The organism is Gordonibacter faecis (assembly GCF_030077735.1).
In the GTDB taxonomy this organism is placed as follows: Bacteria; Actinomycetota; Coriobacteriia; order Coriobacteriales; family Eggerthellaceae; genus Gordonibacter; species Gordonibacter faecis.
On record NZ_JASJEU010000008.1, the window covers coordinates 21,447 to 40,231 of the forward strand.

Annotated in this window: 19 protein-coding genes; 3 read left to right on the top strand and 16 right to left on the bottom strand. The window is 68.0% G+C overall.

The window, feature by feature from the left end; genetic code table 11:
• Positions 1 to 33: 33 nt before the first annotated feature.
• The 4 genes from QNJ86_RS04435 to QNJ86_RS04450 are packed head-to-tail and all read right to left on the bottom strand — an operon-like array spanning position 34 to position 3,532.
• Positions 34 to 1,299, bottom strand: a complete 1,266-nt coding sequence (locus QNJ86_RS04435; RefSeq protein ID WP_283831386.1) for an ABC transporter permease subunit — start codon at positions 1,297 to 1,299, stop codon at positions 34 to 36.
• Positions 1,292 to 2,218, bottom strand: a complete 927-nt coding sequence (locus tag QNJ86_RS04440; RefSeq protein ID WP_283831387.1) for an ABC transporter ATP-binding protein — start codon at positions 2,216 to 2,218, stop codon at positions 1,292 to 1,294. Before QNJ86_RS04440 ends, QNJ86_RS04435 begins: the two co-directional genes overlap by 8 nt.
• A 28-nt stretch (positions 2,219 to 2,246) precedes the next feature.
• Complete coding sequence (locus QNJ86_RS04445; RefSeq protein WP_283831388.1) at positions 2,247 to 3,038, bottom strand: hypothetical protein; 792 nt, start codon at positions 3,036 to 3,038, stop codon at positions 2,247 to 2,249.
• Positions 3,035 to 3,532: an RNA polymerase sigma factor gene (locus QNJ86_RS04450; RefSeq protein WP_283831389.1), complete on the bottom strand. Its 498-nt coding sequence runs from the start codon at positions 3,530 to 3,532 to the stop codon at positions 3,035 to 3,037. The genes QNJ86_RS04445 and QNJ86_RS04450 overlap by 4 nt, the downstream gene beginning before the upstream one ends.
• A gap of 546 nt (positions 3,533 to 4,078) precedes the next feature.
• On the opposite strand from QNJ86_RS04450, the gene QNJ86_RS04455 reads away from it, so the two are divergent.
• Positions 4,079 to 5,443, top strand: a complete 1,365-nt coding sequence (locus QNJ86_RS04455) for an ATP-binding protein (protein WP_283831390.1) — start codon at positions 4,079 to 4,081, stop codon at positions 5,441 to 5,443.
• 262 nt (positions 5,444 to 5,705) lie between these two features.
• Here the strand turns inward: QNJ86_RS04455 and QNJ86_RS04460 are convergent, their stop codons facing one another.
• From QNJ86_RS04460 to QNJ86_RS04510, 11 genes are all read right to left on the bottom strand, one after another.
• Complete coding sequence (locus tag QNJ86_RS04460; protein ID WP_283831391.1) at positions 5,706 to 5,975, bottom strand: helix-turn-helix domain-containing protein; 270 nt, start codon at positions 5,973 to 5,975, stop codon at positions 5,706 to 5,708.
• 28 nt (positions 5,976 to 6,003) lie between these two features.
• Positions 6,004 to 7,347 carry an MFS transporter gene (locus QNJ86_RS04465; RefSeq protein ID WP_283831392.1) on the bottom strand — a complete coding sequence of 448 codons (1,344 nt, stop codon included), beginning with the start codon at positions 7,345 to 7,347 and terminating at the stop codon, positions 6,004 to 6,006.
• A gap of 98 nt (positions 7,348 to 7,445) precedes the next feature.
• Positions 7,446 to 8,402 carry a TetR family transcriptional regulator gene (locus QNJ86_RS04470; RefSeq protein WP_283831393.1) on the bottom strand — a complete coding sequence of 319 codons (957 nt, stop codon included), beginning with the start codon at positions 8,400 to 8,402 and terminating at the stop codon, positions 7,446 to 7,448.
• A 206-nt stretch (positions 8,403 to 8,608) separates the two neighbouring features.
• The gene (locus tag QNJ86_RS04475; RefSeq protein ID WP_283831394.1) at positions 8,609 to 9,259 is read right to left on the bottom strand and encodes an ABC transporter ATP-binding protein; all 651 of its coding nucleotides are present in this window, start codon (positions 9,257 to 9,259) and stop codon (positions 8,609 to 8,611) included.
• A 43-nt stretch (positions 9,260 to 9,302) separates the two neighbouring features.
• Entirely contained in the window at positions 9,303 to 10,562 is a 1,260-nt protein-coding gene (locus tag QNJ86_RS04480; RefSeq protein WP_283831395.1) for an FtsX-like permease family protein, read from the bottom strand.
• 13 nt (positions 10,563 to 10,575) lie between these two features.
• Entirely contained in the window at positions 10,576 to 11,838 is a 1,263-nt protein-coding gene (locus QNJ86_RS04485; protein ID WP_283831396.1) for an ABC transporter permease, read from the bottom strand.
• Positions 11,839 to 11,853: 15 nt separating this feature from the next.
• Positions 11,854 to 13,188, bottom strand: coding sequence for an ABC transporter permease (locus QNJ86_RS04490; protein ID WP_283831397.1), 1,335 nt, complete (start codon positions 13,186 to 13,188; stop codon positions 11,854 to 11,856).
• 178 nt (positions 13,189 to 13,366) lie between these two features.
• A complete protein-coding gene (locus QNJ86_RS04495) occupies positions 13,367 to 14,749 on the bottom strand; it encodes a sensor histidine kinase (protein WP_283831398.1) in 1,383 nt (460 codons plus the stop codon).
• Positions 14,730 to 15,416 (bottom strand): response regulator transcription factor, encoded by a 687-nt coding sequence (locus QNJ86_RS04500; protein WP_283831399.1) that lies wholly within the window; start codon positions 15,414 to 15,416, stop codon positions 14,730 to 14,732. Before QNJ86_RS04500 ends, QNJ86_RS04495 begins: the two co-directional genes overlap by 20 nt.
• 92 nt (positions 15,417 to 15,508) lie before the next feature.
• Positions 15,509 to 15,784: a helix-turn-helix domain-containing protein gene (locus tag QNJ86_RS04505; RefSeq protein WP_283831400.1), complete on the bottom strand. Its 276-nt coding sequence runs from the start codon at positions 15,782 to 15,784 to the stop codon at positions 15,509 to 15,511.
• 18 nt (positions 15,785 to 15,802) lie between these two features.
• On the bottom strand, positions 15,803 to 16,189 hold the full coding sequence (locus tag QNJ86_RS04510; protein ID WP_283831401.1) for a helix-turn-helix domain-containing protein: 387 nt from the start codon (positions 16,187 to 16,189) through the stop codon (positions 15,803 to 15,805).
• A 469-nt stretch (positions 16,190 to 16,658) separates the two neighbouring features.
• Between QNJ86_RS04510 and QNJ86_RS04515 the strand changes: the two genes are divergently transcribed.
• Positions 16,659 to 17,186, top strand: coding sequence for an RNA polymerase sigma factor (locus QNJ86_RS04515; RefSeq protein WP_283831402.1), 528 nt, complete (start codon positions 16,659 to 16,661; stop codon positions 17,184 to 17,186).
• Positions 17,170 to 18,270: a DUF4179 domain-containing protein gene (locus tag QNJ86_RS04520; RefSeq protein WP_283831403.1), complete on the top strand. Its 1,101-nt coding sequence runs from the start codon at positions 17,170 to 17,172 to the stop codon at positions 18,268 to 18,270. Before QNJ86_RS04515 ends, QNJ86_RS04520 begins: the two co-directional genes overlap by 17 nt.
• A gap of 154 nt (positions 18,271 to 18,424) precedes the next feature.
• Here QNJ86_RS04520 and QNJ86_RS04525 read toward each other — a convergent pair whose 3' ends face one another.
• Positions 18,425 to 18,664 (bottom strand): helix-turn-helix domain-containing protein, encoded by a 240-nt coding sequence (locus QNJ86_RS04525; protein WP_283831404.1) that lies wholly within the window; start codon positions 18,662 to 18,664, stop codon positions 18,425 to 18,427.
• Between the last annotated feature and the right edge of the window lie 121 nt (positions 18,665 to 18,785).

Genomic DNA, 18,785 nt, shown 5'->3' on the forward strand with positions numbered 1-18,785 from the left:
CCGCCCCGCCCGATGCCGGGCGGGGACGCGAGGTCACGACACCTGATGGCGCCTGAACGACGCGGCGGCGACAGGGGTCGCGACGATCGCGAGAACGGCGTACACGACGAGGATCATCCCGATAAGATCGAACACGACAAGGCCGACCGGGTACGACTCGAGCGCCGAGAAGAGCATGGTGAAGTTGGAGAAGTTGAGCGGGAAAAGCGCGAGCGCGCGCTCGAGGATCCCGACGCCCGCAGAGGGGATGAGCCCGGTGAAGAGGACGAGCACCACGTCGGTCACGAACACCGGGAGCGTCGAGCGGGCCCGCGAGGAGAGCGCGAGGGTGAGGCACGCGAACCCGAGGCACGCCGCGTACATGAGCCCTATCGACACGAGCGCCGCCTGGCCTGCCGTGAGCGGGTAGGGCGAGGAGAGCGCCATGCTCTGGATTGACAGCCCGAAGCCGTCGGCGCCGTAGAACGCGAGCGACACGCCCACGACGATCGCCGCGCAAATCGCGAAGTACGCGGTGGCGTACGCGAGCGCCGCCAGGACCTTCGCCGCCACCAGGCGCGTTCTCCCGTGCCTGGTGGAAAGCACCACGGCGTCGGCGCCCGACTGGTACTCGAACGAGAACACGGGCGCGAGGGTGACGCACACCGCGAGGATCGCGAACACCAGAAACGCGAAGCAGTTGACGATGTTGTCCCAGCCGCCCGAGTAGCCGTACTCGATCGGCTCGGGCACGGACGCCTGCTTCGCGGTCCAGTACCCCCGCTCGGCCTCCGAGTACTCCCACATGCCGCCCTGGCCGTCGTCGAGCGCGTCCTGCGTGAGCCCCGCGACCGCGCCGTACCACTCCGCCGCCATCTCGGGCGTCACGCGGGCGGCGGTCTGGGCGGGCTCCTCGCCTGCGACTTTCCACGGCTTCAGCAGCGTGCTCCAGTACGGGTTGTAGAGCTCGTAGACCTCCTCGTCGGAGAAATTCTGGAACATGAGGTCGTAGACGGCCGCGCCCGTCATCCCGCCCACCGCGTCGCGGTCGATCCGCTCGAAGAGCGTCTCCTGGTAGGCAGCTATGTCCGAGGCGGCGCGCTCGGCCGTGATGGCCCCTTGGTGCTCCTCGGCCTCCGCGCGCATCTGCGCGATGGCCTCGACGCCCGAGACGATCTCCCCTTGGGCGTTCGTCGTCTTGCACTGAACCACGTTGAGCGCCATGACGCCGACGATGAGCGCGACGACTCCGACGTTCACCGCGACCGCCAGGCGGCGGCCAAGCATCTTCTTGAGCTCGAACCAGAAAAGGCTACGCATGGCGGCCCCCCTTCCCCGCGGCGCGGGCCGGCGCGCCCGCCGAAGGGGGCGCCGCCTCGTCGCGGAACACGTACAGGTACAGGTCCTCGAGCGTCGGGTCGGCGGGGGCGGACCCGGGGACCGCCGGCTCGTCGGACACGTAGCGGACGATCGACCGCCCGCCCTCGCCGTAGCGCGCGTTCGCCACCGTGAGGCGCGCGGAAAGCGCCTCCGCCTCGCGCGAGGGGACCGCCGCCTCCCACACCTTGCCCCGCGCCGCCTCGAGCAGGTCTGCCGGCGCGCCCTCCATCACGAACGCGCCCGCCCGCATGACGAGGATGCGGTCGGCGATGCTCTCGACGTCCGAGACGATGTGCGTGGAGAGCAGCACCACCTTGTCCTGCGCGAACCCCGCGATGAGGTTGCGGAAGCGCACGCGCTCCTTCGGGTCGAGGCCCGCCGTGGGCTCGTCGAGGACGAGCACCGCCGGGTCGTTGAGCACCGCCTGCGCGATGCCGAGGCGCTGCTTCATGCCGCCGGAGAACGTGCGGATGCGGCGGCGCTCCTCGCCGGCGAGTCCCACGGCGGAGAGCAGCTCGAGGGAGCGCTCGCGCGCGGCGCGCCGCCCGATTCCCTTGAGCGCGGCCATGTACTCCATGAAGTCGAGCGCCGTGAACTCCGGGTAGTAGCCGAAGTCCTGGGGCAGGTACCCGAGCATCGCCCGGTAGTCGCCGCCCATCCGCTCGATGGGCCGGCCGTCGAAGCGCACCTCGCCCGAGGTCGGGCGCAGCACGCCGCACGCCATGCGCATGAGCGTTGTCTTCCCCGCCCCGTTCGCGCCGAGCAGGCCGTGCACGCCCGGGCCGAGCGCCGCGCTCACGCGGTCGACGGCGATCTTGGCGCCGTACTCCTTAGTAAGCCGGTCGAATGCCAGTTCCACGAAAAAGCTCCTTTCGGTCGAAGGCTGTTCAGAACGCCCGCGCGCGACGCGCGCTCTCGGACGCGACGCCGCCCTGGGCGCACAGGCGCAGCCAGCCGGCCGCCTCCCGTGCGAGCCAGAGCGCGCCGGCGGCCGAGACGGCCGCCCACGCCCAGACCGCGCCGGCGCAGTAGGCGCCGGGCGCGGCGATCCCCAGCAGGAGGCAGAGGGCGCCGACCCCCGCCGACCAGGCGACCGCCGCGACGGTCGCGTCGGCGGCCGCGACCCTCCGGGCGAGCATGAGCCCGCCGGCCGCCGAGGCGAGGTACGGCGCGAGGGCGTACGCCGCCGCCGCGCCCGCGGGGACGGCGGCGGAGCAGACGGCGCAGGCGAAGGCGAGGGCGAGGAGGGTGGCGCCGCCGAGGACCGCGAGGCGCGCGCACGCGACGGAGACGGCGTTGCGCGGGCACGACGCCTCGAGCTCCTGCATGAGGCACGACCTCGCGCGGACGACGCCCGCCAGGCATGCGGCCACGAGCACGGGGCCCGACGCCACCAGGGCGGCCTGCGCCTCGCGCGCCGGCGCGCCGGAGAGCGCGAGGGCGAGGGCGAGGGCCGCCACGGCGGCGGGCGCCGCCCAGAAGGCGCGCGGCGAGAACCTGACGGCCGCCCGCGCGAGGTCGCCCGGCCCGAAGCCGCTTCCCGACGCCCGCGCCGCCTCCGCCGCCGCCAGGGCGGCCACCGCCCCGGCATGCCCCGCGCGCGCCCCCGCCGAGGGGCGCTCGCTGCGGAAACGCTCGCGCAGGGCGCTCTCCAGCCGCCTCTTCTCCGTGAACCTCATAGCGACCCTCCTTCGCCGGTGTCGGACAGCTCGGCCTTGAGCGCCTCGAGCGCGGCCGAGATCCTCCGCCCCGCCGCGAACCTGCTCACGCCGAGCACGCGGGCGACCTCGTTGACGCGCAGGCCGTGGTCGTAGCGCAGCTCGAGCACCTCCCGCTGCTCCGGGGGGAGCGAGGCGAGCGCCTCGCGGACGCCGCCGCCCTGCGGCTCGCCCGCTGCGGCGTTCTCGTCGAGCTGCTCCCACACCCTCCCGCGCCTGCGGTAGGCGTCGGCGCACACGCCGCGCGCGACGGTGAGCAGGAAGGCGAGCGGCTTGCCCCGGTCGCGGTAGCCCGGCAGGCTCCTCACGAACCGCAGGAACGTCTCCTGCGTCGCGTCGAGGGCGTCGTCGTAGGTGGGCGCATGGCGCCTGCAGTACGCCAGCACGTCGTCGTAATGCTCCTCGACGACGCGCCGCGCGCCCTCCTCGTCCAGACCCCTCCCGATGAAGCCCAAGCCCTTCTCCTTCCGTCCTCGCCCTATATAACGCGCGGGGAGCGCGAGATGAGCGCGCTCTCCTGAAAAAAGTTTCGACAATCCTCGGCGCCGCGGGGCGCCGCCCCGTCCGATTCCGCGGCCTCCCCTAGATCAGGTCGTAGGGCATCTCCCGCTTGAAGAGGTAGAACGCGAGGCACGCGAGCGACCACGCCGTTGCGAGGCTCTCGCCGTAGCTCGAGAGGAACCGCCCTGGAAAGCCCATCGCCGCCCCTTCCCTCCATCGGGCACCCTTTCCGGAATCGATTATCCCCTTCGATCCTTGCGGAGCCATTACTGCGGGGTGAAGGGAGGCTTTCGGTTCCGCCTTGCGGGAGGCGACGGGATGCGCGCCCTCCTCGACGCGGACGGCAAGCCCGTCGTCACGCGACCGAGCGTGGATAGCATCGTTGCGATGGGCCGGGCGCCCACTCGCGAGCAGGCGCGGGGCGCAGGGATTGCCAAACGCAGCCCTGCGGTAAAATGTCCCCACGTCCAGCATCGAAAGAAGCCGAGAGGAGGCACACTGTGAACCTCGGCATGGAAAACGAGACCACCGAGCACAAGCGCAGCACGTCCGAGATGCGCGAGGCGATGGAGTCGGTCGCCTCCATCCTCAACAAACACGGATCGGGCACGCTCTACTTCGGCGTGCGCCCCTCTGACGGCGAGGTCGTGGGCCAGGACGTCTCCGAAAAGACGCTGCGCGACGTATCGCAGGCTTTCGGCAACCGAATCGAGCCGAGGGTCATCCCCACCATCGAACGTCTCGAGACCGAGGACGGGAAAGCCTACGTCAAGGTATCCTTTTCCGGCGACGAGCGCCCCTACGCCTGCGACGGGCGCTACCGCGTTCGCTCCGCCGACGAGGATCTGCCCATGGGCGCCGCCATGCTCGAGGAGATGATGCTCGAGCGCGCCGCGAAAAGGAACTCCTGGGACCGCCGTCCCTCCGACAGGCTGCTCGCCGACGTGAACGAGGACGAGCTGCGGTCATACGTCGAACGCGGGGTCGAGCGCGGGCGGATCCCCTTCCCCTTCACCGACGCGAGGGACGTGCTCTCCCGCCTCGGCCTACTCTGCGACGACGGCGCGCTCACCAACGCGGCTGCCGTCTGCTTCTGCGGCTCGCGCGACCCCATGCTGCGCATGGGCGTTCTGGGGAACTCCGACCGCACGCAGATACTCGACAACCACCAGGAGGCGGGAACACTGTTCGGCCTGGTCAAGGCCGCCGAGACCTATATCCTGAACAACACGCGCCGCGAGTTCATCATCGACGGCACGTCCCTCCACCGTACGGAGCGCCCCGAGATCCCCCTGAGCGCGATTCGCGAGGCGCTCTTCAACGCCTTCTGCCATCGCCGCTACGAGGACTCCTCCGCCATCCAGGTGGACATCTTCTGGGACGCCGTCGACATCTACAGCCCGGGCAGCTTCCCCGCTGGCTACGAGCCCGAGGACTACCTCTCCGGCGCCGAGACGGCTTCGAAGCCTCGCAACCCTCTCATCGCGAGCACGCTCTACCGCTCGGGAGACATCGAGACCTACGGCACGGGCCTTCGGCGCATCCAGGGCGCTTGCGACGCGCAGGGCGTGCCCGTCGCGGTTTTTCAGCGAGGCAACGGCGTGCACGTTCGATTCACCCGCGCGGAGGCAGTCGCCGCCGACAAACCGCCAATAACGGGCGAAAAGCCCGCCGACAACCTGTCCCGCGCGCTCGCCCTGTTCGCCGCCAGCGCGATCCCTCTTGCATCTCAGAACGTGGCGGAAAGCCTGGGAGTCGGGCTTCGCCAGGCTCAGCGCATCCTGAGGGAGCTCGAGGCCAAGGGGCTCGTCGAGCGGAGCGGCCATGGTCGCGGCACCCTTTGGAGCTCCGTCGAAGGCAAATGACGCACTATGGCCGAATCGCGACATCGCGACATGTCGCGATGTCGCGATTCCCGCCAGATGCGCGGAATCCTCGCCGCCTGCAACTCGCTCACGCCGCTCCCGCAAGCGCCGCGTAGTCCCGCCGCGAGCCATCGCCGCCCGCTATCGCTGCCCTCTCCCATGGGCGCGGCACTTTCGGTGGCGATTTTCCTAGGAATTACGATGCGGCCCCTGCGTCAAGCCGAAAGTCCGACGCCGCCGTCCGCGAGAGCAGGCGGCGGCCTCATCGCGGGCCGCGGGACGCGTCCCCGCCGCCCGGCCTCCCCTCGGCGTGACGGGCCGGCGCCTCATTGGCGATAAAGGCTCCCAGCCCGACCTCCAGCTCCGCGCACAGCCTCACGAACTCGTCTGCCCTCATGGCGCGCTCCCCGTTGAGCACCCGCCACAGGCGCTTCGGATCCGCCCCTATGCGGCGGGCGAGCTCCGCCACGCTGATGCCGCGCCGCCATCGCGCCTGCTCCATCCTGGCCGCTATGAGGTCGATGTGCCTCATTGAGGGCTCCCGTCTGCACGCGAGGGCGCTAATCTGCGCAAGCTGGAGCTTCGGCTCCCTCCCCATCGCCCTTGAGCCCCTCCCGAACGACCGAGCGAACGGCAAGCGACAGGGCGAGGGAGGCGGCGACCACCCCCGCGACGACGATCGGCACGCCGTCCCGGAACGCGTCCAAAAGCCAGCCGTAGGCGAGCGCGCCGACGGGCGTCGCGCAGTTCGCGAGCGCCATGACGAGCGCCATCACCTTCCCGATGAGGTCTCCGGGCGTCTCCCCCTGCACGAAGGCGACTGCCTGCACGGAGAAGAGCGTGCAGCACGCCATGGTGAGGAAGAGCCCTGCCACGACGAGGGCGTACGAGCCCATGGACGGCAGGGGGAGGGCGCAAGCCGCGGCGACGAGAAGCAAAGCGAGCGATCCGGCAGCGAGCACAACAGGCGACGACGAGAGCCCGAGCCTGCCCGCGAGCGCCCCCGCGGCGATCCCGCCCGCGAGCCCGCCGAGCGCGAGAGCTCCCTCGGCGAACCCCATGAGCTGGGCGGAGAGCCCCAGCACCTGAGTGACGACAACGGGCGCGCCGATGACGACGAACGAGCTCAGCACGAGGTTGAACGCCGTCGCGAGAAGGATCATGCGGAAGATGGCGGGGCTCCCCTCCCGCAGGAAGCGCAGGGCGGCGGCGAGATCCCCCGCCGCCGTGCGCACGATCCCCGCATCGCGCGGCAGGGGCGCGAACGGCACGCGCACCGCAGCCGCCACCAGAACCGCCGACGCCGCGAAGAGGGCGCCCGACACCGCGACGACGGGCGCGATGCCGAACATGCCGAACAAAAGCCCGCCGAGCACCGGCCCCACCAGGCTCGAGAGCATGCCCACCTGGCTGACGACCGCCGCGCCCCGCTGGATCGCCGATCGCCCGACGAGGGCGGGCACGCTCGCCTGCACCGTCGGCTGGTAGACGCTTTGCACGGCGTAGAGCGCGACGAGGGCGGCCACCGCGAGGCCGACGGCGTCCGCCGTCCCGCTCAGGAGCAGGTACGCCGCGCACACCGCCGCCATGACGGCGTCGAGCGCCGCCATGATGAGGCGCTTGCGGACGCGGTCCGCCGCCACGCCGCCGATGGGGGCGAGGACGATGTAGGGCACCCAGGCGCACGCCGTCACGACGCCCATCGCCGCTGACGACCCCGTGACGCCCAGCACGTGCAGCGGCAGCGCGAACCGGAGCACCGCGTTGCCGAACAGCGACACCGTCTGCGCCGCCGCGAGCGCCCAGAACGTGCCCGTCAGGCCCCCTTTCCCCGCTCCCCGATTTCGGCCTTCGACCCCAACGACCCCTTCCGACACCTGCGCCGATCCTTTGCGTTCGTCCATTCCCTTCCTTTCTCTCAGATTAACATACCTACGGTTGGTATGTATAATAGGTAAAAAGAGAAGGGCGGAATGCCCTTCTCTCGACGGACGGCGGGAGGCTACTCCGCCGCCGACGACGCCTCCTCCCGCGCCCGGCGGAAGCCCTCGACCCTGCCCGCCACGTTCTCGGCCGACAGGTCGGCGCCCATGGCCCTGAGCAGCCCCAGGTAGAAGCGCATGCGCGCCTCGAGCTCGTCCGCCGTGAGGGGCTGGAACATCGGGGCGACCCACAGGTTCGCGAGAAGGACGACCACCTGCGCCATCTCGCGCGGCTGGTCGGTGGCGATGGTGCCGTCTGCCATCCCCTGCCGCACGATCGGCTCGATGTAGCGCGGCACCACGTCCTCGAAGACGGAGCGGTACATCACGCCGAGGAGCCTGGAATTGCGCACCGGGTCGGCGTCGATGGCCATCCGCGGCGCGAGGTCCATCTGGGAGCTCGCCGCCGAGGCGTCGAACATGGCCTGCAGCTTCTCGGCGCCGGTCATCGACGCGTCGGCGACGATCTCGTCGTAGCGGCGGAACGCGGCGGCGTCGGCGCGGTCGAGGGCGGCGTCGAGGATCTCCTCCTTGGACTTGAAGTGGTGGTAGATCGCGCCCTTCGTGAGGCCGTCGAGCTCGCCCACGATGTCCTGGATGGTCGTCTTCTCGTAGCCCTTCTCGAGGAACAGCCGCATCGCGGCGTCGAGTATGCGGGCGACGGTCTCCTCGGGGTACTTGTTCCGCGACACGCCTTCCCTCCCTTTCTTACATACCGATGGTATGTTACCACAGATCCGGAGGCGTTCGCGAGTGCCGCTTGCGCCGCGCCGGCGATCCTCGAAGCGATCCAGCCCGACACCCAGAACCGCGCACAGCCGCACGAACTCGTCGGCCCTCATGGCGCGCTCGCCGTTGAGGACGCGCCAGAGCCGTTTGCGGTCGACGCCGATGCGGCGGGCGAGCTCCGCCACGCTGATGCCGCGCTCCCAGCGCGCCTGCTCCATCCTCGCTGCTATGAGGTCGAGATGGTCCATCCGCACCGCCATTCTTCAGCCCGACTCTCTCTACGGTCAGGAGTTGAGCCACTTTTTGATCGCTGCAAAAGCGCATGCCTGCCGCAAAAAGCGGACGGGGCATCGCCACAGCTTTGGCGCTCGCAACGGGGCGAAACCAAAAGAGCCTCACAGGGGGAACGGGCACGCGGCTTCTCCGGGTCGAGCTGTCGTGCTCCTTCGGGTTGCTACCGTTTGCGGTCGCTCGCATAGGAGACGGTCAAGCCCCCTTTTCTCAGACGGAACACGACGTCCGCCTCCTTCGCCACGTCGTTCGAATGGGTCACGACCACGACGCATTTCCCTGCCTCGTGCGCGGTCGCCTTGAGGATCGAGGCCACCTCCGCCGCCGTCGCCTCGTCGAGGCTGCCGGTCGGCTCGTCGGCGAGCACGATCCGCGCCTCCGAAGCAAGGGCTCGGGCGATGGCGACGCGCTGCTGCTGTCCGCCCGAGAGCTTCAGCACGCTACGCCTGCTCTCTTCCTCGGTGATGCCCACGCGCTCGAGCGCGGGCATGGGAGGCAGCTTGGACGTCAGGGAAACGTTCTCCCTCGGCGTGAGGTAGTCGATGAGGTTGTACCCCTGGAATACGAACGCCACGTTCTTGCGCCTGTGGACGGCAAGCCCCATCTTCTCGATGTTGCACCCGTCGCAGATGACCGAACCCTCGGTCGGGCTGTCGAGCCCTCCCATGAGGGAGAGCAGGGTCGTCTTCCCGCACCCGGAGGGCCCGAGTATCGCGTACATCCGCCCCTCCTCCAACGAGACGTTGACCCCCTTGAGGATCTTGGTGCCCCGTTCGTAGGAGTACCCGACGTTTCTCAGTTCCATGATCGGCATTGCCGTACCTTTCTCTTCGCGTCCGCGAATCGCAGGCGCCCGCCTATTCCATCTGTGAGAGGATCTCTCTCGGCTGCATCCGAAGCATTGGGATGCATGACACCGCTACGGCTGCGACGAGGAGCGCCGCACCCGCGCCGGCGACCGTCACGAGAAAGGAGGGGTCGACCGAGACGCTTCCCGCCGCCTTTCCGAATAGGGCCCCGACCGGACCCGCGAGCTGCCCGCTTGCGAGGTACGCAATGACCAGCGCCGCCGCCGCGACGACGAACGCCTCGACGAGGTGCTGGCAGATGATGCCCCGCTTCGAGAAGCCCTCGGCGAGCAGGACCCCGATCTCGCGCTTGCGCGCCCTCGTCGAGACGAGGAGGACGAGCGCCATCACGACTGCGCTCGCCACGGCGACGAGCGCCACGAGCCACGAGACGAGCGATCCGGAGTTCTCGAGCGTTCCGGCGACTCGTTCGTACACCTCCCCGTTGGCCTCCACGTAGTAGTTGTCCCAGTCAAGCGAGGCGGCGTCCTTCGCCCGCTCGACGATGCCGTCGAGTTCGGCGGCGTCCTCTACGAAGAAATCGGCGGACTGGATGTGCCCGCTCGCCCACTCGCCCGCGTATAGGGCGCGCGCCTCGACCAGAGTATCGAGGCTGATGAATGCGTAGTCCTCGTAGTCGTACAGGGTTGAGGGGCGCGACATCGACGGTCTCTCGTCCTCGCCGTCGGCGAGGACCTCGAACAGGCCGGCAACCGTGCATTCGACGGGCTCTCCGTTATCGCCGTCCCTAAATGAAACGGTGTCCCCGACGGCGATTCCGTTGTTTTCCGCTGCTTCTTTGCCGATGATGATTTCGTTGCTGTCTCCGGTCAGATGATGCCCCTCGACAAGGCGGAACGCGCCCGAGAGGAACGTCGAGGCGTACTCCGAGTCCGTGCAGCCGGTCGTGTAGAAGTCGTTTGCAACAAGATCTCCAAGGGGCTTCGGAACCTCGAGCGCGTCGCCGCTCCCGTCAAGGACGGCGCCGATGCCCCAAGAGGAGGCGTTGTGCGCCTTGATCCCGTCCATTGCGGCGATTTCGTCTACCGTCTCCTGCGGGATGGTGTGCAGCGTCCAGTCGTTATAGCCGGCGAGCGTGAAGCTTGCCCCTGTGGCGCCCCGGAGATCGGCCTCCTGCTCCTCTTGGGCGGCCGAGACCGCCAGCCCCGAGATCGCGAGTGTGGCCACTGCGAGTATCAGGCCGAAGAGAAATGCCGTTCTCTTCCATTTCCTGGCGATGCTGAGCATCGCCCTAGTAATCGGGTTCACCGGAAAACCTCCTTCAGTCCGTTTGGGAAAGCACCTGAGCCGGAGAGAGGCGGGCGATCGGCAGGAACGACGCCGCGATCGCGGCGACAAGGATGATCGTCCCTCCCGCCGCCACCAGGGCGAAATGCTCAGGCGTGACGACGACCGCCTCGGCACTCTTCCCGAGAACCGCCCCGAGTGCCCCCGCGAAGCGACTGCTCGCAAGATAAGCGAGCGGGAACGCGGCGGCAGCTGCCAGCAGAGACTCCAGCGCGTACTGAAACGCGAGCGAGGACTTCTCGATGCCGGCCGCCATCATGATGCCCGCCTCGCGCTTCCTGCCGCGCACGGACATCGCGAGGACGAGCGTCACCATGACGGCGCCCACAACGGTCACGAGGGCGCACATCGCGGATACGAGTGTCCCCGTGTCGGAGAGCGCCGCCGAGACGTTGCGGTACACTTCGTCGTTCGCTGTGATCTTGAAATTGCCCCAGTCGATCGAGGGGATGCCCTGCACCCGTGCGATCACGGAATCGAGCTCGGCGGCGTCCGCGACGTAGTAGTACGCCTCGGATATGCCTTCGCCCTCCTCGCCCCAGCCTTCGATCAGGCCCTCTGCGGCGTCCATGCTGCAGAACACGTAGCTTGAGTAGGAGTAGTAGGACGAGTCGTCGTACATGTCCGCCCGGTCCTCCTTGTCCGCCGCCACGTCGAAGATGCCGACGATCTCCATGCCCACCGCCGGGGTGTCGTTCTCCGGGTAGTAGATCCCGGTCACGGTGTCGCCGAGCTTCAGGCCGTTGCGCTCGGCAACCTCCCGGCTGACGATGATGCTGCCGGACATGTCGTCGGTGATGTGGGTTCCCTCCACCAGCTCGAACCTGCCCGACAGGAACAGCTCGTGGTATTGGGAGTTGTAGGAGCCGTAGTTGTAGAAGCTGTAGTCGTCGTGGACCAACTCCTCGCCTTCGCCGTTGAAGATGTCCGGCAAAGTGATCAGAGTGGCGTCGTACCCCTCGATGCCGTCCACCGCGGCGATCTGCCGGATCATGTCCTCGGATATGAACTCCTGCGTGCTGTAGCCCCCGCTCCAGCCGCCTGTCGAGATGTCCCTCTCGACGGTGAAGCTTGCCCCCACCGTACCCCTCAGACCCTCGGCCTGCTCGCCTTGCGCGTCGCGCACGGCGAGCCCCGACATGACGAGGGCGGCGATGGCGAACAGGAGCAGAAGCATGAGAAGCGACTGCTTCCGTTTTCGGACGACGCGCCTGGCCGCCCGCGTTCCCAGGTTCATGGACTTCTCCTTCCTCTAGCCCATCAGCGCGAGTATCCGCTTGGGCTTCATTCGCAGGACGGGTGCCGCCGCCAGAGCGGTCGAGCCCAGGCATAGCGCGATTCCCGACACCCCGACCAGCGCGAAGTCACCCGGGGAGACCTCGACCGAGATGCTCTCTAGCCCGAGACCCTCGTCGCTCCGCTCTCCACCGCCCTCGCCGGACAGGTCGATCGTTTCATACCCTTCGGCGCTGACTTGGGAGAGCAGGCCGCTGCCGACGTGCTGCGCGATCGCGGAGCTGATGCCGAACGACAGAACCAGCGCGAGCGCCGCGACGGCCGCGACCTCGACGAGGTACTGGGCGAGCACCGAGCCCTTCGTGACGCCCATCGCCAGGTACGCGCCCGTCTCCCTGATGCGCCCCCTGAACCGTAGCGTCAGGAACAGGGCGAGCACGACGAAGCAGACGACCGTCACCGAGGCCATGGCGATTGACACGACGCCTTGCAGCCCCTGCAAGGACGCCTTCGCGTTTTGGTAGTCGTTGTCGTAGCGGGTCAGCGTGCAGCTCTCCCAGTCCATCCCCGCTATGGAGCGGACGTCGTCCATGATGCGGTCGAGCTCCTCTGGGTCGTCGACGTAGAAGTCGCCGTACTGGAACCCCGTCTCGCTCTTCGATCCGTACAAAAGCGCGGATGCGGTGGCTGTGTCGGCGAACACGATGTTGTCGTATAGGTCGTAGGACGGCGCGACCCCGATGGAGTCCTGCGCCTTCACGTTGGTGAAGATGCCCGAGACGGTCGCCTCGACGGGCGACCCCTCCCCGCCGACGGGGCTTAAGGTCATCTTCTCCCCGACGGTGAGGCCGTTGCGCGACGCGAAGTCCTCGTGGACGAGCACCCTGGCCGCGCCTTCTCCCTCGATGGGGTCCCCCTCGACCATCTCGAACACCCCGTCGGAGAAGTAGGACTCGGCTTGCGAGCTCGAGTTGGCGACGACCTTTCCGGCGGTTTCGTAGCCTTCCGGAACCTGCGCGGCGCCCTGCGTGTTGATCGAGAGCGGCGCCCCCTGGGCGTCGGAGTAGCTCGCGTACGTGTACGAACGCAAGTCGTGCGCACCCGTTAAGCCGTCGACCTCGAGAACCTCGTCCACGACGGACTGCGGGATGCCCCCGTCCACGGTCTTGGCGTTGACGGTGAAGTATCCCAGCAGCGCCTTCTTGAGGTTCGCGTCGGCGGTGTGGGTGGCGGACTGAATGGCGAGGCATGCGAGCATGAGCGTCGCCACGACCAGGACGAACGCGCAAAGCCCCAGGCTCTTGCCCTTCTTGCGGAGAAGGTAGAGCCGGGCCCGCGTGAGCGCGTTCATGGTCGGACCGTCCGCCCGGCGCTTCGAGACTCCTTCATTTCATCGCTCCTTTCCCTTCGCGCCCATCGCCTTCAGGGGCGCGTTCGGCCCAATGAATTCAATGGTGCCGTCCGAAGGTGGAGCTGAGGAGGAGTTGGGGAGTGGTTTTGGGGCAGGCGTCCACGCGATCGACGCGGGTCTACTTCGCCGCCTCCATGGCACGTCGGAAGTCGGCGGTGAAGGCGACGCCCTCGTCGGTGTTCTGGATACTGCAGGCGACGCCGTGTCGGTCGAGGGCGACTTTCGCGATGTAGAGTCCCAAGCCGGTCCCGCCGCTTTCCCGGCTCCTTGACCGGTCGACCCGGAAGAACGGCTCGAACAGGCGGGGTAGGTCGGCCTCGTCGATATGGGCACCCGAGTTCTCGACTTTGAGCACGCCGCTTGCGAGCCCGACCGAGACGAGCGCGCCGGGCTCTGAATGCGTGATGGCGTTTTCGACCACGTTGGCGATCGCCTTCTCGACAAGCGAGGCATCGCCCTTGATGGGGCAACCGGACCGCACGTCGCGCCACAGGCGCACGTCACGCGTCTGCGCGAGTGAATCCAGACGATCGCAGACCGCCACTGTCAGGGCGCCCACGTCGACGGTCTCCTCCATAGGCGAGAAGTCGCCTGACGCGCGCGCGGCAGAGATGATTTCCCTGACGGCGCTCTCCATCTCGTTGGTCGTCTCCAGGCAGTGCCTGAGGTAGGTGTCGCGGTCCTTGAACTCCCCGACGCTGTAGATCATTCCCTCGAGCTCTCCCTTCAGCACCGCGATAGGGGTCTTAAGCTCGTGCGAGACCGATGTGAAGAAGTCTATCCGTTCGCGTTCCTGCTCACGTTCGCGCTCGATGTCACGCCGGAGGCCCTCGTTTGCCTGCTTGAGCTCGCCCATGGTCCTCTCGAGCTTCTCCGACATCTCGTTGAGGCTTGCTGCCAGCACTCCTATCTCGTCTGCGCGGTTCTCTTCGCATTTCCACGTCATATCAAGCGAGGCCATCCTCTTGGCGACGCCGCTTATGCGCAGAAGAGGCTTCGAGTAGTACCGCGCACACGAGAACGCACCCAAGGCTGAGATCGCGAGGATGGCGACGGAGACGGCGGGCAAGAGCCCGAGCAGGATTCCGGAGGCCTGCGAGACCGCCACGAGCGAGACGTTGGCCTGCACGTGGTAGGCGCGCCCTCCCTCGGAGAACCGGGCGGACAGGCTCATCGTCTGCCCCGGCGAGGATACGCTCTCCGCGTCGGCGAAGTTGACGGAGTACGTCTCGGCGCCCTCCTCGTCGACGATCTGGACCGAGGCATTGTTCCTCACCGAGAACTCGAGGACGTCCTGCTCGGTGGACCGCCATCCGCGATCCTCGAGGAGCGCGACGAGCTCCGAGAAGTCCGACGACACCTGCCCCTCAATCTCGGTCTGGTAGTTTCGCGGAAGGAACACCGCCACCATGGCGTAGATCAGTGCGCAGCACGCGACGAGCAACGCGAGCATACCGAGGAACGTCTTGAGCTCGATGCTCTCAGAGATTTTCTTTCGCAACCCTGTACCCCACTCCCCGGACGGTCTCTATGCAGTCGACACCGAGCTTCCTGCGGATGTTCTTGACATGGGTGTTGACGATCCTCTCGTCGCCGAACCAGCCTTCGCCCCAGGCGCGCTCAAGCAGGTTTCGGCGTGTGAATACGCGCCCCGGGTTCTCGAGGAGAGCTTTCAGGATCTCGAACTCCTTGGCAGTGAGCTCGAGAGGGGAGCCGTCGACGGATACCGAGAAGCCTTTCGGGTCGAGGACGACGCCTCGCCATCGCAGGATGCCTTCGCCGGCACCATCGCCCGTTTTGGAAGATTCTGCCCGACGCAGTACAGCTTCGATGCGCTTTATCACGAGAGGCATCGAGAACGGCTTCGTGACGTAGTCGTCCGCAAGCGCGTCGAACCCCTTCATCTGGCTCGCATCGTCATCGAGCGCAGTGAGCATTATGATGGGGGCGTCGCTTTCCGACCGGATGATCTCGCACACGGCGAACCCGTCCGTCTTCGGAAGCATGACGTCGAGGAGCACGAGGTCAGGGCGGAACGAGCGGAACTTCGCGACGCCCTCCACGCCGTCGCCCGCCATCTCGACGGAATAGCCGGCTTCCTCGAGAAACGCCCTGATGATCCGCCGTATGGATTCCTCATCCTCGACGACCAGTATCTTCTTCGGCACGCGGTCCTCCGATCGGGTTGCGGGCCGACCCGGCCCTTGTTTCACATGCGCAATTCTACCAAAGCGCTTTCTACAGCTTTCATTCACCGTGCTCATCCGGAACTGTCGTGACGGGCTCCACGCCTTTGCATTCCGAAACACCCTGTTCTCCCTGCGACGCTTATGAGAGCGAACCTTTCAAGTCCGACACCCAGCTCAGCGCACAGCCTCACGAGCTCGTCCGCCCTCATTACGCGCTCGCCGTTGAGGACGCGCCAGAGCCGTTTGCGGTCGACGCCGATGCGGCGGGCGAGCTCCGCCACGCTGATGCCGCGTTCCCAGCGCGCCTGCTCCAACCGCATCACAATGCGGCCTTCGTAGTCGACCATTCCCTGCTTTCCGGGCGCCTACCTCACGAAGAGGCCGCCGCTGATCACCCCGTAGGCCACGATCGCGGCGAAGAACGCCAAGACGACGCAGCCGACGGCCAAAAACGCCCTCCACGCCTTCCGCGCCGCGCCCTTCACCCCCTCCACGTCCGAGTAGATCGAGGAGATCTGCTTCTCGGACTCGTTGAGGGCGCGCACGTCGCCCACGTCGACGCCCCTCACGAGCTCGTCGAGGCTCATCTCGTAGTAGTCGGACAGAAGGACGAGCCTCTGGAAGTCGGGGTAGGACTGCCCCAGCTCCCATTTCGACACCGTCTGCCTCGACACCCCGAGCTCGTAGCCGAGCTGCTCCTGGGAAAGCCCCTTCCTCCTCCTGAGGTCGGCGAGCCTGTCGTTGAAGTTCATGGCGGTTCCTTTCAGTCGATTGCCAAACCGCGCCGCATCGGCGCACGACCATGGAACCGCGAGGGCGGCCCGGGCGCCACCAACGACGGTTGGCAATCCGTCAACCCGAGGCGACATAAGGCAAGGATACGGCGGCATGTGCGCCCGGTTGCCTATCTCCCGGCGATTTCCCGCTGAACGCACTTCGGCAGCTTGGCGAAGACGAGTCAGTAGCTCGTGTCGCTGAGGCCGAGCGCCTGTTTGGCCATTTTTTGGGGGAGGGGGGTCGCGGGCTCCACGGCGCGCGCCTCCTTCGGTCGGCCGAAGCGTACATTGTACCAAGGTCGCCGCACGATACGGGGCGGGGCTTTCGCCGACGACACCGGAGAAATACCGTCACATTTCCCCTCTCCGCGTGTGTAATAAGCGAAGGGAAAGTTCCGAAAATCCCCTCGACGCGATCGCGACGACCCGAAAAGGAGGTGAGGAGATGCCGCATCGAACCGGCGCGCCCGACCGCAGCCCCGAGAGGCTCGTGCGCGACTACGCCGACCTCGTCCTGCGCGTGTGCTACACCTACCTGCGCACGACAGCCGACGCCGAAGACGTGTGCCAGGACACGCTTTTGAAGCTCATCTGCCGCGAAGAGCCGTTCAACGGCCCCGACCACGAGCGCGCATGGGTCATCCGCGTGGCATCGAACGCCTGCAAGAACCTGCTGCGGAGCCGCGGCGCCCACCCCGAGGTGGGGCTCTCGTCGGCGCCCGAGCCCGAAGCGGCGCCCGAGCCCGACGAGGCAGCCCTCGCCCGAAGGGACGAACGCGTCCTCGAAGCCGTGATGGCGCTGCCGCTGCCGCAGCGCGAGGCGGTCTACCTCCACTACTACGAGGGCTACCCCACGCGCGAGGTCGCGCGGATCGTCGGCGCCACCGACGACGCCGTGCGCCAGCGCCTGAGCCGCGCCCGCGCAAGGCTCAGAGACGACCTGAAGGGAGACTACGATGACTTCCCCGCTTGATCCCTACAAAGCGTCCCTCGACAAACTCGAATTCGACGACGAGGCGAAGGCCCGAATGGCTTCCAACCTAAGAGCAGCGGCGGCCACGCGTATCGTCGAGTTCCCGAAGAACGCCGCCGTCCGCCGTCCCAAACGCCGACTCGCCCTGGCCGCTGCCTGCCTCGCCGCCGCCCTCGCCATCGGCGGAGGCGGCGGGGTCGCCGTGGCGGCGGGCGTGCTGCCCAACCCGGCCGACGTGCTCTCCGACGTCTTCGGCGGCGCGCCGGCCCAGACCGAGCTCCTGAACGAGGTCGGCCGCCCGATCGGCGCGAGCGCCACTTCCAACGGCGTCACCGTGACGGCCGAGGCCGTGGCGGGCGACCGGTCGAACTTCACCGTCGTGTACGACGTCGAATTCGACGACCCCTCCGTGCTCGAGGGGATCGAGCCCGGGGAGGACGGCACGCTGCCGCTCGTGGCCGACGCCACCCGTCATGTGGACGGTGTCAGCGGCGGGGGCGGCGGGTCCTGGTTCTACGACGCCGACCCCGGCGACGGCACCATCCAGTACGCCGAGACCATGGGCTTCACCACCTGGAACGGCGCCGGCATCGTCGGGCGCACCATGCGCTTCTGGATGAGCGAGATCAGGGCATACGATGCCGAGGGTGGGTACACGACCCTGGTGACCGGCAACTGGAGCCTCAAGTTCGAGATGAACTACGTCGACACGACCGTCGACCTCCCGGCCGGTCAGGAGACCGCCTGGCAGGGCGCGGGCGTCACGGTCGACGCCGTGGCGGTCTCCTCCGTCGGCGTCACGGTCGACTACACGATCGACCGCCAGGTCGGCGACCTCGGCCCCTCGGGCAAGCTGAGCGACGAGGCGCGGGCCAAGCAGGAGGCGGTCACCGGCCTGCCCGTCGCCGTGACCTTCGCGGACGGCACCACGTTCGACGCGACCAACGCCAACACGCATTCGCAGGAGCAGGGCGACGGCACGAGCGCCGTCACCAAGACGGCGACCTACGACCGCATCGTGGCCGCGAGCGACATCGTGAGCGTGACCGTGGGCGACGTGGAGATCCCCGTGAGCGCCGCGTAGCCGCGACGCGAGCCATCGCCACCAACCATCGGCGCCCGCCGCCCGCTCCCATGGGCGGCAGGCGCTTCCGCTGTCGGCTTTCCCGAGGATCACAATGCGCCCTGCGTCAAGCCGAAAGTCCGACGCCGCCGTCCGAGAGAGCGCGACGGCGGCCTCACCACGGGCCGCGGGATGCGTCCCCGCCGGCCGGCCTCGCCTCGGCGTAACGGGCCGGCGCCTCATTGGCGATAAAGGCTCCCAGCCCGACCTCCAGCTCCGCGCACAGCCTCACGAACTCGTCGGCCCTCATGGCGCGCTCCCCGTTGAGGACGCGCCACAGGCGCTTGCGGTCGACGCCGACGCGGCGGGCGAGCTCCGCCACGCCGATGCCGCGCTCCCAACGCGCCTGCTCCATCCTGGCGGCTATGAGGCCGAGATGGGACCGCGTCGTTAAGGGCGCGCCGCCCGCCCCGCCCGATGCCGGGCGGGGACGCGAGGTCACGACACCTGATGGCGCCTGAACGACGCGGCGGCGA

What these genes read in the sequence shown, in the direction of transcription:
- QNJ86_RS04515 (WP_283831402.1), top strand. Translation starts at nt 16,659, where the DNA reads ATGCCGCATCGAACCGGCGCGCCCGACCGCAGCCCCGAGAGGCTCGTG.
- QNJ86_RS04505 (WP_283831400.1), bottom strand. Translation starts at nt 15,784, where the DNA reads ATGGTCGACTACGAAGGCCGCATTGTGATGCGGTTGGAGCAGGCGCGC.
- QNJ86_RS04525 (WP_283831404.1), bottom strand. Translation starts at nt 18,664, where the DNA reads ATGGAGCAGGCGCGTTGGGAGCGCGGCATCGGCGTGGCGGAGCTCGCC.
- QNJ86_RS04510 (WP_283831401.1), bottom strand. Translation starts at nt 16,189, where the DNA reads ATGAACTTCAACGACAGGCTCGCCGACCTCAGGAGGAGGAAGGGGCTT.
- QNJ86_RS04475 (WP_283831394.1), bottom strand. Translation starts at nt 9,259, where the DNA reads ATGCCGATCATGGAACTGAGAAACGTCGGGTACTCCTACGAACGGGGC.
- QNJ86_RS04445 (WP_283831388.1), bottom strand. Translation starts at nt 3,038, where the DNA reads ATGAGGTTCACGGAGAAGAGGCGGCTGGAGAGCGCCCTGCGCGAGCGT.
- QNJ86_RS04490 (WP_283831397.1), bottom strand. Translation starts at nt 13,188, where the DNA reads ATGAACGCGCTCACGCGGGCCCGGCTCTACCTTCTCCGCAAGAAGGGC.
- QNJ86_RS04520 (WP_283831403.1), top strand. Translation starts at nt 17,170, where the DNA reads ATGACTTCCCCGCTTGATCCCTACAAAGCGTCCCTCGACAAACTCGAA.
- QNJ86_RS04460 (WP_283831391.1), bottom strand. Translation starts at nt 5,975, where the DNA reads ATGAGGCACATCGACCTCATAGCGGCCAGGATGGAGCAGGCGCGATGG.
- QNJ86_RS04435 (WP_283831386.1), bottom strand. Translation starts at nt 1,299, where the DNA reads ATGCGTAGCCTTTTCTGGTTCGAGCTCAAGAAGATGCTTGGCCGCCGC.
- QNJ86_RS04470 (WP_283831393.1), bottom strand. Translation starts at nt 8,402, where the DNA reads ATGGACCATCTCGACCTCATAGCAGCGAGGATGGAGCAGGCGCGCTGG.
- QNJ86_RS04465 (WP_283831392.1), bottom strand. Translation starts at nt 7,347, where the DNA reads ATGGACGAACGCAAAGGATCGGCGCAGGTGTCGGAAGGGGTCGTTGGG.
- QNJ86_RS04485 (WP_283831396.1), bottom strand. Translation starts at nt 11,838, where the DNA reads ATGAACCTGGGAACGCGGGCGGCCAGGCGCGTCGTCCGAAAACGGAAG.